Genomic DNA, 12,805 nt, shown 5'->3' on the forward strand with positions numbered 1-12,805 from the left:
CCAGGGAGGACCCAGGGCGAACTCATCGCAACAACAGGTCAGCGAAAAAGCCCAGCTCGGGTTGCTCGGGTGTTCCCACCACCAGGCCCCGGTCCAGGAAGCGGTTGAACAGCTCACAGGCGGTCTCTGGCACCAGCCCACAGCTGTGGCAGACCGCAAGGTTGAGCGACCCCGGTCCCTGCCCACCATGGTCGCCGGCTTCCATGCACACTGGGTCGGCCGAGCACCACGACGCGTTCATGATGGCCTGCTGGAACATGGCCGTGAAGTTCGCGCCCTTCCCCATACGCACCAGGCCGCCTAAGGTGCCGTCGGCATCGCCCTCCGCGGTGTAGATCAGGATGCCCGCCATGCGTGTCCGCGCGTCTGAGGAGGCGTATAGCCGCTCGCGCAATGTGGCCGAGCTGTACCCGCAGGAGAAGGTCAATTGGTTCATCAGCAGGTGCGAGAGCGTATGCAGCAGGACAAGGCGCGGTGTGGGAGGCGTCCGGGTCCCCACGGCGCGCTCAGCCAACTTCGCGATCCGGTTGTGCACGGCGGGCCGTGTCTCCCACTCCTGCAGCCTGTCCTCATCAAGCGAGAGATAAATTCCCTCGCCGTACACCACCTGGGCTGGCAACCACGCCTCTTCTGGGGAAGGCGGATTCACCCACATCAGCCGCTGGCGCTCCTCAAAATGATCCTGGTTCGGGGGGTTCACGCGCGCGAAGCCGTTCAGGACCCGCGTCTCCTTGATCTTCTCGGCCAAGGTGACGCAGGCAAGATAAGGCGCGAGGCCCGGGTACTCTCTCAGGTCCTGAACCTGGGTGCTGAGGTCATCGCCCTGACGGTCCGTGCGCAGGGCCAGGTGCTCCTCATGCCGGAAGACCGTCTCGTCGGAGAACTGCTCCTCTGCACCACCTGACGCCTCTGCCTGGGGGTTGAGCAGCAAGTGCACCGCTTTCCCCAGCACGTCCCGGCCGTACTGGTCTTCCAGGGTAGGGCTCCCCGCCAGCAGCTGACGCACGACCACATCGACCTTCATGTCCTCGTCCAGCGGAGTGTGTGCGAGAGAGGACAGCATCGTCTGGACCGACGTCCGGATCTGCTCCAGTAGCTCAGCGGGCACGCTGCCACTGCCTATAGGCAGGAAAATGGCACTCTGCACGTCGGCGTAGTAGACATTCAGGGCATTGCGCAGGGAGCCCTGCACGGGGCTGCCGCACGCCTCACCGATGGCACTGCCCGTCCAGGCCCGCTGCCCATGGCAGAGAAAAGGGGTGTCGCTCAACTGCTGGGTGAGCACCGTGTTGCCGTCTTCACCGCCAGAGGTCACCCCGGAGAGGTTGCGCCCGGCGCCGCATTCGCACTTGATGAACTTGCTGGCCAGGGTTGCGCCAGGCATACTCACCAGCCGCATGGGCTTGGTGCAGCTCGGGCGGTGGCTGCGGTGTACCCACTCGCGCCAGGGAAACTCCATCAGATGGCCCTGCTGACAGACCGCCACGATCGGCACCTGCACCATACGGCCGAACCAGCCGCGCTTCTCGCAGCTTTCGCACTTGGGCACGCGGCTGTCCGTGGGTTCGGTCTGCTTCATCAGCCCGCACTTACGGCAGGAATACCAGGTTGGGAACTTAAGAAAAGGCACAGTGAGGTAGGCGTTGGGCACGCCCTGACCCTCCTCCGATGTCCGCCAGTCCGGAGGGAGCCGGAAGTGGCTGACGCCCAACCGCTGCTGCAGGCGCCACTCTTCCACCCGGAATTCCTGCAGCGCTTCCGGGGACGGGTCAGAACCCGTCTCGCGCCGGTACCAGTAGTCGAGGGCCCCGGTCACCATTGAGGTGCCGTTCTTGGCCACGATCATGGCACCGACCCCGAAGGGGGCGATCAGCTGGCCGCGGCGAATGGGATTATTGCTCACGGGTCTGTCCTTCTTGAATACGCCGCATGCCGTCGTTGTCCGGCAAGCGGGTGATTTGCGCCTCGCAGTTCGCATCCACGTTGCGCATAGACTGGGGGGTCATCCAAGTCATCCGCCGCGCTGCGGGGTTGACGTGCTGTCCCGCGGGAGTGAGCAAGCCAGGGTGGTCGATGCCCGCTGAGCCAGTCACCTGGTACTTGTCCTTCTGCAGGAAAGCCCACTCCTGCTGGATCTTGCCCAGCATCTCCTCAACGCGCTCCTTTTCGGCTGCGTCCACTTTGTCCACCCGGTCCAGAATCAACCGCTCAAAAGCCTCGCCGAGCTCCTCGGGGTAGGTCTTGGGGGACTTCGCGGGGCCGCTCTCGCTCATCTCGCCCCTCTGGCGCACGAAGGCCACCAGCGCCGCGCGCAGGCCCCGGTCCAGGGCCCGCGGAGAGAACGGCGTCACGCTGGTAGGCTCTACCTGGGCGTAAAGCTGCTCGTGGTAGCTGCGGAATTTCTCAAAGTGGCTGCGGTCGCGCGCCTTGGAGGCGTTGTAAAGCATGACCACCACGCCAGGGCGCTCCCACCACTTGCGCCCCACCCGGCCCGACACCTGGATGTACTGCGACGTGGTCTTGGGCTGGCCCACAATCGCCATCAGCGACAGACGCCCGATATCCACGCCCACCTCGATGATGTTCGATGCCAGGCAGACATCCACCGGCTGCTGGCGATCTGGGTTGTCGGTCGTGACCTCCAGGTCCCGGATCGCCTGTGGCACCTCCTCGGTATCCAGGCGACCGGTGAGCTCCTTGACGTTCCAGGCGCTGCGCACAGTCCCCTTGTCCAGCTTGTAGCGCTCCTGAATGATCTTCATGTAGTCGGGAATGTCGCTCTGGAACAGGGTGACAGTGGTGCCCAGCTCGCGCAGCGAGTTGAAGAACGTCAGCAGCGTCCACCACGGGTCCTGATTGCCGAGGTTGAGCGTCTTGGGGAATTGCAGCAGAGCGCTGAAGGTGCGCACCTGGGTGGTCTGCATGGACCCATGGCCAGGGCCATTGACCCCGACGTAGAGCCGCCCGCGCTGCAGCGTCTTTCCGTCCTTTTCCCGGGCGTACTGGGCGAAGAAGGAGTCGGAGACGTCCAGCCCCGGAGGCGGGAACAGCTCCGTGCGGGGGCGCGCGTAGAGAGCCCCCACCTGCTCCCGGTAGGCACGAATGGTGGCCGTCGAGCACACCAGCTTCGGCTTGATCGCGCGGCCGTTGCGATCATCGGTGCAGAGGTCTTCTAGCACGCCTTCAAAGAGGCCGGTCATGGACCCCAGCGGACCAGCGATCAGGTGCAGCTCGTCCTGAATGATCAGGCCTGGCGGGGACACCTCGCGGCGGCCATCAAGGCCGATGCCAAAGATTGAGCGCGCCTCAGGGCGCCAGGCAAGCATCGCGAACTTGTCGACCGTCCCGATGATCAGCGAGGGCCGATGCTCGTAGATGTCCTCGTCGATGACATAGATCGGCAGATCTTCCGAGAAGTCGCACTGCGCATCGGGGCAGTGCAGGGAGACCGTGGTGCCACGGTCTTCGTATCCCAGGGTGGAGACTTGCGCCCGGCTCTCCTTGCCTCGGGACCTGCCCCGGCTGTGTCGGCCTCTGCGGCCGCGCCCATCTTCCTCAGCCTCTAGCGGCGCAGCGTGCTCGAAGGGTCCCATTTGCGCGCCGCACCAGGGGCACTTGGTCAGCAGGAAGGGGTTGGACTCGCCCGTCCCCTTCACGATCTTACCCAGGGTCTTCAGCGCGTCTTCGCGGCGGTTGGGCGTCGTGCCGCCCCCCACCCAGATGCCAGCGCTGAACGGTGCTTCCCCAAGCGCCTGGGTGTGTCGCTGGCGCAAGTACTCCATGGCACAAATCAGCGCCGTGGCGCGCTGGAACTGCTGCGCCGTGAGGAGGCGCAGGGTGTAGCGCATCAGCACATGCACGCCCGAGTCCTGGGGATCTTGCAGGCGCCGCATGAACAGCGCGAAGGCGGTCAGGCCAAGGTAGGCTTCTGTCTTGCCGCCGCCGGTGGGGAACCAAATCAGCTCCACCACGTCGCGGTCATCGTGTTCCCCCTGGGCCGCCGACTCCACCGAGAGCAGCAGGAAGGCGATCTGAAAGGCGCGCCAGTTGCCGCGGCCCTCCCCTGCGGCTACCTCGACCGGAGGGTATACGCCACTGATGCTGCTGCGGTCGTCGGCAGCGTTGTAGGTCGCCAGACGCGGCTTCAGGTCGCCGCGAATCTGCTGCAGCAGGATGGCGTGGTTCGCCCACTTGAAGGCCTGCATCGCGGTGGCGTCCCCGACCAGGTAGTCCCGGCCCCGCTGCATGCGCTTCAGCGCCCGCTTACAGGCTTCTAGATGCGCCTGGGCCGTGGGCTGGTGGATCGCAGGCAGGGAGGGGATCTCGGCTTCGCGCAGCCCGATCCAGTCTTCGTAGCCGTCACAGATCTGCTGCAGGCTGTCTTCGATGTCGAAGCCAGGCTTGAGGCCAGCCAGCCCCAGCATGGGCACTTCGATGGTCTCTTCCCGCTCCCCCCCATCGCGGGTGACCTTTCTCTTGATGTCGGGGGTGATGCTGGGGAGTTCCTGGACGGGCAGGCACTCAGCGCGCAGTGCGGCGGCGCGCTCCGTAGAGGCGGTCACCCAGTCGGCGGCGCAGCCGTGGCCTGTGGCGAAAATGGGCGTATTGCGGTACAGCAGGGCGTTCGACTTTTCCTCATCACCGACCTGGGGCGGCTTGGGGTAAGGCAGGATGGTCGCCTGCACCTCGCCGTCTTGTTCGAACTGAAGCTCGAAATAGCTCTGGAACAGGGAGCGCTGGTCCGGGTGGTCCTCGCCCGGAGTGCGGTTGACCAAGTTCACCGTCACTAGGCGCTGGTTCCCGCTCGCTGGACCGTAGGGCCGGGCCAGGATCTCGACGGTGAGCCGCAGCCCTTCCAGACCGGAGGAGCGGGCAGGCGCGAGCACCAGGAATTTCCCCTGAGAGGCGAGCAGTTCAGCCCCTGAGACCTCGTACTCCGCTTCCAGCTGAACGCGAGCCCAGAGGGTGTCTTTCACTCGCTTGCCGGTGGCTGGTCCCTGAGCCGCGGTAGCGGGGGCAGGCGCCTCATCGGCCGGAGCCGCGGCGGGGGTGGTCTCAGAGGGCGAGTCCGTCTGCTCAGAGGGTGTGGGCTGGGCAGCCTCGGTGGCCACAGCCTCAGGTGCTGCTTGCGCCGACTTGAGTTCCGCGGCTGCCTTGCCTTCCCGCTGAACGGCGACCGGACGGTAGCGGCCATTGACGGCCATACCTTCAAAAGCGTGCCCCTCGGGAAGGACAGCTGGCAATCTAACTTTCAGCACGCTGCCCTCAGGGATCTCGGCCAGGAAGCTCACTGCCATGCCGCTGGGGCGGTAGCCATTCGCGCCGGAGATGTCGAATGTCTCCTCGGGATTGCTGGCGACCTCGCGTAACCCTAGCACCCGCTCAACCTTTTCCTTCACAGCTTCGTTCTGCTTGATCTGTGCGGCGGGGCCCTCGGGATCCGGTGTACCTTCGGGCGCCTCGGCGGTCTCAGCGGAGGCGAAGTCAGCCTGATTGATGGCGTCCACGTCGCGGCGCGCCTCCTGGCTGGCCTGGAGGCCGGAGCCCCCTTGTGCGGTTGGGGCAGGATGCAGAACCCCCACGCCGTAGCGCTTGGTGGGCGTGTCCTGGCTGATGATCTCCTGCTGCGACCCTTCCTCGGTCCAGGGACCGTGCATCTCCTGAATGGTCTTGAAGACAGGCAGCTTGGACAGATTCAGGGACTTGGCCCCCGGCACCGGGTCTGGCCCCACGAGCTCGCGGCGCAGGGCAGCGAGCAGCAAGGTGCGGTTGCGGACGTGTGCGTTCATTCGTACTCCTGCTCTTCCAGGGAGATGGGCCGACCCAGCCGGCGGGGAGTCACCCAGGCCTCCTGCTCAGAGATGCCTACCACGCTGTATGCCGTGAAAGTCCCGCCGCCTTCGCTGACCGGGAGGGTGAAGAGCTGTAGACCCTCGCGCTCCAGGGCAGTCAGGTCTGTCCCAGCAATAGCGGCGCGGATCATCTGGCTGATGCGCTGCCCGGCCGAGTGCTGGGCAAAGCGGAGGCGTTCGGCGGCCTGGGCGATCTCGTCGGTGCGGGCTTCCATGCCGCAGAACGCGACCAGAGCGCGGAAGTCCTCGTCACGCTGCGGACGCAGGTTGTCGTCTGTCTCCCAGTGCCGCACGTTCCCGACGCTCGCCTTGACGGCGCCGAGGTCGCGCAGCCGCCGCACGGCCTTTTCATAGGTCACGCAGCGGAAGACCTGCTGGCGCACCACCTTCTTCCATTCCTGGTGCGTCTGACGCGCGCGGACGCCCTCGCTTCCCAGCAACTGGCCCGCGAGGGTATCGAGCAGGTTGCCCGCGCCCTCGGTGCGCAGCAGAACATAGTCGCCAGGCTGAAGCTCATGAACCTTCAGCCGTTCCACCCGGTGCTTGCCCGGCTCATCGGGATCCAGGTGGAGCCCCAACACCGTCTCTTCCTCCTCGCACGCGAACCACACGCCCACAAAGCCCTGCAGGGCGTAAAGCCGGGCAGGAACGGCGTCCCGGGCCTCTTCGTCGTCGCCGGGTTCCAGCCGTTCGCGGGCCAGGAGCCGTTGCCAGTCCAGCGTGGGGAGGTGAAGTGCGATGGGTTCCTCGGCTGGGTCTTCCATGCCCTCAGGTGCCGTGCTCGAAGCCAGCTCCGGCGCAGAGGCCGTCACGAAGCTGGTGCCGGGCAGGCTCCGCTGGTTGAAGGGGAAGGCGGCCGGGTACTCAGCGTCATCCCAGACCCAGTGGTACTGCACCAGGTCGATCTGGGGCGAGCGCGGCGCGGTAAAGCACCACTCCGGGAACCAGCGGCTGCTCCCCAGGAAAATCTGCCTCGACACCATCCGTTCCCCCTGGAAAGCGAGAGGAGTGCTGACCCGCAGATTCAGCTGCTCTGCTTCCACCAGCGCTTCGACCGCGCGTACCACCCGGGTGTCCGCCAGGATCAGGGTGTGGTCGCTTGAACGCCGCAGCCAGAATTCCTGGTGGGTATACCGGGTGATTTGCGTGGTGAGCCAGGCCCACAGAGGGGTGGTCGGTTCGGCGTGCAGGGTGTCCAGACTGGCCCGAATGCGTAGAACCACCTCGGCCAAGTTGGGGTAGAGCCGGGGGTAGCGTGAGATCGCCTCAGCGAGGAGCTCGGCCGCCTGATGGGGCCACAGCAGAGGGTGGTCGAAGGGCAGTGGCGTCGACGCGCTGAGAAAGCTAAAGCGCCGTAGGCGCCGCAAGAGGGGGCCGCAGGTGTCCTCCCGTTGCTCGAGTTCCACCAGAAAGCCCAGGTGCCGGATATCTCGGTGCACCTGCCGCAGCACCGGGTGGTCAATCTGGTGTCGCAGGCGCTGGGCCTGATCGGGGCAGGTGTACAACTGATGGACCTGGAAGAGGGTGGTGCGCAGCGGTTCGCCCGTCATCGGCTCCTCCGAAAGGCGAGGCCCTCTATGCCGGGCGGCACCGGGAACGTGAGATGGTGCCCAGCGCGCATCTTGAACGCCTGGTCAACAACACTGACCGCCTCGTCGAACCTCCGGTCCGTGCGGCTGAGCAGCACCAGATGGTGCTGGCGGCGCAGCGGATGGCGCCAGCGCAGGTAGGCGCCCGCGCCGTCGAAGATCACGACGGGGAAAGCCTGCAAATGCTGCAGGTGCGCCGCGTCGGCGTCGTTGGGGTCGGTGTTCGCAGGCAGCACGTCGCTGCTGAAGACCCTGCCTTCTGCCTGCCAGCGGCGAACCCGCAGCACACAGTCGACGGTCCCACTCAGGCGAGGGGCACCGGGAGTGGCGCCAGGGAGCTGGAGTTCCAGGGCTGCCTCGCGCCGCAGCAGACTATCTTGCCCAACGATCAGGCAGTCATGCCGATCATGGAACAGGTACTGCTCAGCCTCGCAGCCTTCCAGCATCTGGGCGAGCCAGGGATCATTGAAGGCCAACGCCTTGGCCCGCTTTGGCGTGCCAGCCCGCTGAATCACCAATTCCTGGAGCAGCTGTTCAGGCACTTGCGTGGTGCCGTTCCTGCGCGTCTGAATGACCAGATAGCGGTGCCCATTGAGCTCGCGCCGGCCGATGACAGGAGCGATGGTGGCCTTTGCCTGATCTTTTTGGCGATAGCGCACCTGGACCTCACCGGTCATCACCCAGATTTCTTCGAACTGGTTAACGGCGGAGGTGCTGAGCTGACGGCGGGCGTGGACGGTGCCCAGGGCTGCAAAGACAGCCGCGAGGGTCCGAGTGGGGAGAGAGACGGCCAGGGTAATCGGCGGCTTAACAGGCTGCGTAGCCACAAGGTTCCCCGCGTCCATGAAGCTCTGTGCCCAGCTGGGAAGCGCCATCACTCGCCCCTTGGCTGGGTTGATCATCAGGGGCGGGCGATTTGGCACTCGCAAATTATCTTGAGCAGTCACGCTGAACGTCCTCCAGAAGCGTTGGCGTCAGCGTAGCGCCACGCTCCTCGGTCCCCTGCCGCAAATGTGGCCTCCAGGCTCGGATTCAGGTAGGCACCCACTGGGGGGCATCCACCTGTCCCGCTTGGGGGGAGAACGCCAGGTCTTCGCCGGGGGCCGGGGTATCTTGGGCCTGCTGTGGTGCCAGCGCCACCAATTGCCGCTTGACCGTGCAGGCAATGCCGCGGGACATCAGAAAGGGCACGCCATTGCCCACGGTCTTGAACATATTCGACAGGCTCATGTCCGCGGGAAGCTCAAAGTCCCCGGGCATAGACTGAATGGCCAGCGCCTCTGCGACGCTCAGTCGGCGGGACTCGCTGGGATGCAGATGCACTTCGTTATTCCCGTAAGCGGCAGTCGCCGCGTAGCGCCAGCGGTGCAGGCGCTTGAAGGACTTGCGACTGACGTCGCCCTCGGGCACCTGCTGCATGCGCGTCAGCCCCTGGCGTGGCTGGAAGCGCTGGCGAGCGTTGGGGTGCTGCTCAACTTCGTTCTGACGGAACCAGTGATCGACGGTCAGGTTCGCTGGCAACCCAGCCGGGCAGGAACGGCTACTGCCTTCAAGGAACGGCTCGGTGGTGGGCCACGGCAGCTTCTTGATCTCGGCAGCCTTCTGCCCGATCTCCGCCTGCCAGAGTGAAGCGTCTAGGCGCCGCAGGCGCGGGACACGGAGACCCGCGCGCTGATACAGCGACTTGTGAAAGCCCACGATTACGACCCGCTCGCGGTCTTGCGCGACGCCATACTCCAGGGCATTCGCCAAGCGGGTGGCGAAGCGGTAGCCCGCGGCCGCCAGTTGCTCCTCAATCTCTTGCAGGTGCTCTGCGTGATTGCGCATCAAGCCCTTGACGTTCTCGAACACGAAGAAGTCCGGGCGGTGGGTGATGATCAGATCGACGTAGACCTGCGTGAGCCGCCCGTGGTCTCCGTCTTTGCCCCGGTGCTTGCCAGCATTGGAAAAATCGGGGCAGGGCGGCCCCCCGATAAAGCCCACGGGCTTCCCCAGCGACCGGGCCGCCGCGATTTGCCGCTTGAGCCAGGCGCGCGCCCTCGGCGCCTGGAACACTTCGATGCTGCCCTGGAGGTAGCCCAGTTTGGGGGCAGGAGTGGGCGGGTGCATCCGCTGGCGGCTGTGCTGGTAGGCGGCCAGGAAAGGCGCGTGGTACTCGTTGACCAGCACTGGAAGGAAGCCCTCGCGCTCAAAGCCCAGGTCCAGGAAGCCGGACCCGCTAAAGAAAGAAAAAATCAGGCTGTGGTGCTCTGGACCGACCTGGAGGCCTTGGAGCGACGCGTCAGGCGCGATGCCACACGCCTCCAGCGTTGGAATGGTCTGACTGGCCGGCCCTGGGGAACTCTGCACGTGTGGGGTCAGTATACGGTTAGCACTTGTCACACGGGCCACATATCCAGCACATGGGCGGGCGGGTCAGGACTGAAGCTTGCCGCCCTTCACGAACATGAAGTGCAGTTCGTCTCCATCGGGGTCCAGGATGCCCACCCAGAAGTTCTCGGCGTCCCGGGGGAAATCGGCCTCCCCGTCGGTGATGCCGACCTGGTGACCGCCCGTTCCCGGCAGCTCGGCGACGAGCATCATGCAGCCGCCCCCGGTGTCCCAGCCCTGGAAGGAGAGATTCTCGAGGGTCCGCGCCCAGCCTGGGAGGCCGAGCTGGCGCAGCGCCGCGTTCAGGCCGTCTGGTTCGAGCGCATAGGCGCGCTGGGCGATGTCCTGGGCGAGGGTGTCCATGGGACTAACTCTACCGGGGACGTGGGCTCAGAAAGCAGGTCGAGCGTCTCCTGCGCGAGCTTCATGGCTGGATCCTGGGCATCGCAGTTCCGTCCCGCCAGAGGCCCCACACCCGCCCCCCTCCCCATGCGCTACCGCCCCCGCTCGCCCCGCTGCTGGCCACCTGGCCATCGCTGGCGCCTGGGCGTGCGCCAACACCCGTGAGCAGTTCGCGCTCGGGGACTTTCAGGGTGAGCTGAGCAAGGCGGCCACGCGGGGCCTAACCACCTACAGCAAGATGACCATGCAGATGTTGGGCGACCGTGAGAAGAAAGAGGCGCTCGCTCGCCGCGCTGCTGCTGGAGCTTGTGTATGACGGGCTACAGGAGGGAGGAACGCCGCGCTAATTCTGACGTGGCAGAGGGAGGCCAGCCCCGGAATCCGGGGCTGGCCACTGTCTCGCGTGGAGCTTCAGCTACTTTCCTCCACGTATTCCGGCCAGTCCAGTGGGACCAGGTAGCCATCATGATCGGTCCAGCGTCCCTTGGTGGCCTGAACAAAACGGGGATCATCTGCGAAATAGGCATGCTCGAGAACTATCACCTGCAAGGATTCGCCTCGCTCCACTTCTTTGAACAACAGATCGAAGTAGTTCTTTAGGTGGGCCCGGTCCTTCGATTCGAGCGGGCCGTCCTCGCCGATGATGACGGCCTCTCTCTGCTCACCTGCCGGGTCAGGTGGGAAATAAGGACGGCTGAGCTGATCGAAGAGCAGCACGCCGGGCACCGGGCGTCCGCGCTCGGCAAAGTGACGGTGGAAGGCGAGCATGGTCGCCACGTGCAAGCTCAGGTAGTTCTCGTCCGCGCCAATGTCGCGCATCTCGAGACGTCTGGTGGGCGCGATGATGCCGAGGGTCAGGTCGCGCGCGTTGAAGCTGACCGACGCGCCTTTGTACAGCTCTTCGAAGGGCAGGCCCCGCAGGATCTCGGTCGCGATGAAGTTCAGCCGCATGGTCATGTCCTGGAGGGCCTCAAGCTTGCTTTGATGGCCCAGTTCCTGCTCCAGTTCCGTGATCCTGGTCCTGACCTTCTCGTCCTCCTCGGCGCTGATGGCGCTCTCTACCGGGCACTGCAGGTCGAGGTAGAACTTGATGGCTCCCCGCACTTCACCGCGCCGACGCTCCAGGTCCACCTGCTGGCGGGTGGCCTCGTCGCTGCGCGCGATCGCTTCGATCTGCCCATGGAGCTCCGTGAGCCGCCCGCGAAGGTCCGTGATCTGGTCTTTCCACTGCTGCACGTGACTGTCGAGCTTGGGGCGCTCGCGCTGCACCATCGACAGGTCGCGCCGAATCCGGTCATGAGCCGAATGGATGGCCTGCTCCACCGCCGTCGTGCTTTCCAGCGGACTGTTGCAGATCGGGCAGGGGTGATCTTCTTCGGCAGCTGGCAGCAAATTGACGACCTCTAGCCTGAGCTGCTGGCGCGTGGCCGTGTCCTGGAAGTCCTGCGAGGTCCCGATCATGGCTTGCGCGGCGCGCACCTGGCTGCGCAGCTCCGTGATCTGGCCCTCCACCCCTGCACGTTGGCTGTAAAGCTCGAGGAACGTTCCCGGATTCTCCCCGGCTGCGGCTCCCTCGGCCTCTCGCTCCAGGGCGCTTCTCAGCCCCACTGTAAGCTGCTCGGCGGTCTTCACCGCCTCCTCGGTGCGGATCAGATCGACGCTGCTCGCCTCCAGGAAGAGTTGCTGCGGTCCAGGACCGTTTCAACCCTCTCCCTGGAAGCGATGCAGGCCCTTCAGCCCCTCCTGACGCAAGCCGGAGGTCCCCTGCACGCCCCGGAACAGGCCGAGCGGGTCTTCTCCTACACCACCCCGGACGACCTGCGTTTGCAGATGTGGCGCACCTGCAAGAACGCCAACCTCCCCCACATCAGCCCCAGCGACCTGCGCAAGGCCGCGCTACGCGACCACCTGCCAGCCCGAGAAGGAACGGGCTACAGTCACCCTCAGGCACACAAGCGCGCCTTGAAATACGCGCAACAGGTCGCTGAAAAGGCCCAGGTGTAGCACAAGCACCTATCCGCTCCCCCTCCCGCCACCCTTGAGTTCTTCTGACGACCGGAAGTTGAGGTGCGGGTCAGCGGCACCACGGGTCAAAGTCCAGGGTTCCCAGAATCGGGCGTCGGTCACCCCTGCTTGTGTCGCTGTTGTTCACGCCCGACGATCCTTGGTTTGGGAAGGCATCGTCCGAAGAGGGAGGAATTACGGAGCGGAGGCCAGAATGCCTCCAGCTGCCAGGCTCGCGCTCACTGTCGCCGACAGCGCACAATGGGGTCAGCGATGCGCTCCTCTTTCGTCTTCACCATCGTCGCGCCGGAAGGTGCCTGGCACGCCCACTTCAACCTGGAGCCTGGCCGCTGCTACGGCCCGAGCGAAGTGCCGGTGAACCATGGAGCGGCGGCTCTGCGTTCCCCCCATACGCTGAGGGTGGAAGCCGCCACGCTGCCGTCAGAGGAAGAGTTTCGGGAGTTGGCGGCCCGGGCGGCCACGCGAACTGCCGATCCCTCACCAGACCCGCTGCGCCAACTGCTGAACCTGCTCATTCCGTTCTGAGCAGGTTCAGGGGTCACCCCCCGGCCCCGCAGCGTCTTGAGG

The 12,805-nt window shown here is 65.4% G+C and carries 9 protein-coding genes; 2 read left to right on the forward strand and 7 right to left on the reverse strand.

The window, feature by feature from the left end; translation table 11 throughout:
- Positions 1 to 22: 22 nt before the first annotated feature.
- The 7 genes from drmB to V3W47_RS08745 form a co-directional block, all read right to left on the reverse strand.
- Positions 23 to 1,903: a DrmB family protein gene (gene drmB / locus V3W47_RS08715; protein ID WP_331824811.1), complete on the reverse strand. Its 1,881-nt coding sequence runs from the start codon at positions 1,901 to 1,903 to the stop codon at positions 23 to 25.
- The gene (locus V3W47_RS08720; RefSeq protein WP_331824812.1) at positions 1,893 to 5,789 is read right to left on the reverse strand and encodes a helicase-related protein; all 3,897 of its coding nucleotides are present in this window, start codon (positions 5,787 to 5,789) and stop codon (positions 1,893 to 1,895) included. The genes drmB and V3W47_RS08720 overlap by 11 nt, the downstream gene beginning before the upstream one ends.
- Complete coding sequence (locus V3W47_RS08725) at positions 5,786 to 7,402, reverse strand: DISARM anti-phage system protein DrmE domain-containing protein (protein ID WP_331824813.1); 1,617 nt, start codon at positions 7,400 to 7,402, stop codon at positions 5,786 to 5,788. Before V3W47_RS08725 ends, V3W47_RS08720 begins: the two co-directional genes overlap by 4 nt.
- On the reverse strand, positions 7,399 to 8,388 hold the full coding sequence (locus tag V3W47_RS08730; RefSeq protein ID WP_331824814.1) for a hypothetical protein: 990 nt from the start codon (positions 8,386 to 8,388) through the stop codon (positions 7,399 to 7,401). The genes V3W47_RS08725 and V3W47_RS08730 overlap by 4 nt, the downstream gene beginning before the upstream one ends.
- An 85-nt stretch (positions 8,389 to 8,473) precedes the next feature.
- Entirely contained in the window at positions 8,474 to 9,790 is a 1,317-nt protein-coding gene (locus V3W47_RS08735) for a DNA cytosine methyltransferase (RefSeq protein WP_331824815.1), read from the reverse strand.
- 66 nt (positions 9,791 to 9,856) lie between these two features.
- On the reverse strand, positions 9,857 to 10,174 hold the full coding sequence (locus V3W47_RS08740; protein ID WP_331824816.1) for a hypothetical protein: 318 nt from the start codon (positions 10,172 to 10,174) through the stop codon (positions 9,857 to 9,859).
- A gap of 450 nt (positions 10,175 to 10,624) precedes the next feature.
- A complete protein-coding gene (locus tag V3W47_RS08745) occupies positions 10,625 to 11,845 on the reverse strand; it encodes a DUF3732 domain-containing protein (RefSeq protein ID WP_331824817.1) in 1,221 nt (406 codons plus the stop codon).
- A gap of 90 nt (positions 11,846 to 11,935) precedes the next feature.
- On the opposite strand from V3W47_RS08745, the gene V3W47_RS08750 reads away from it, so the two are divergent.
- Together V3W47_RS08750 and V3W47_RS08755 are read left to right on the forward strand one after the other, a co-directional pair.
- Entirely contained in the window at positions 11,936 to 12,217 is a 282-nt protein-coding gene (locus tag V3W47_RS08750) for a hypothetical protein (protein ID WP_331824818.1), read from the forward strand.
- Positions 12,218 to 12,490: 273 nt separating this feature from the next.
- Positions 12,491 to 12,763, forward strand: coding sequence for a hypothetical protein (locus V3W47_RS08755; protein ID WP_331824819.1), 273 nt, complete (start codon positions 12,491 to 12,493; stop codon positions 12,761 to 12,763).
- Positions 12,764 to 12,805: the final 42 nt, after the last annotated feature.

This window comes from Deinococcus sp. YIM 134068 (assembly GCF_036543075.1).
GTDB classification, from domain to species: Bacteria; Deinococcota; Deinococci; order Deinococcales; family Deinococcaceae; genus Deinococcus; species Deinococcus lichenicola.

What these genes read in the sequence shown, in the direction of transcription:
- V3W47_RS08740 (WP_331824816.1), bottom strand. Translation starts at nt 10,174, where the DNA reads ATGGACACCCTCGCCCAGGACATCGCCCAGCGCGCCTATGCGCTCGAA.
- V3W47_RS08750 (WP_331824818.1), top strand. Translation starts at nt 11,936, where the DNA reads ATGCAGGCCCTTCAGCCCCTCCTGACGCAAGCCGGAGGTCCCCTGCAC.
- V3W47_RS08720 (WP_331824812.1), bottom strand. Translation starts at nt 5,789, where the DNA reads ATGAACGCACACGTCCGCAACCGCACCTTGCTGCTCGCTGCCCTGCGC.
- V3W47_RS08755 (WP_331824819.1), top strand. Translation starts at nt 12,491, where the DNA reads ATGCGCTCCTCTTTCGTCTTCACCATCGTCGCGCCGGAAGGTGCCTGG.
- V3W47_RS08725 (WP_331824813.1), bottom strand. Translation starts at nt 7,402, where the DNA reads ATGACGGGCGAACCGCTGCGCACCACCCTCTTCCAGGTCCATCAGTTG.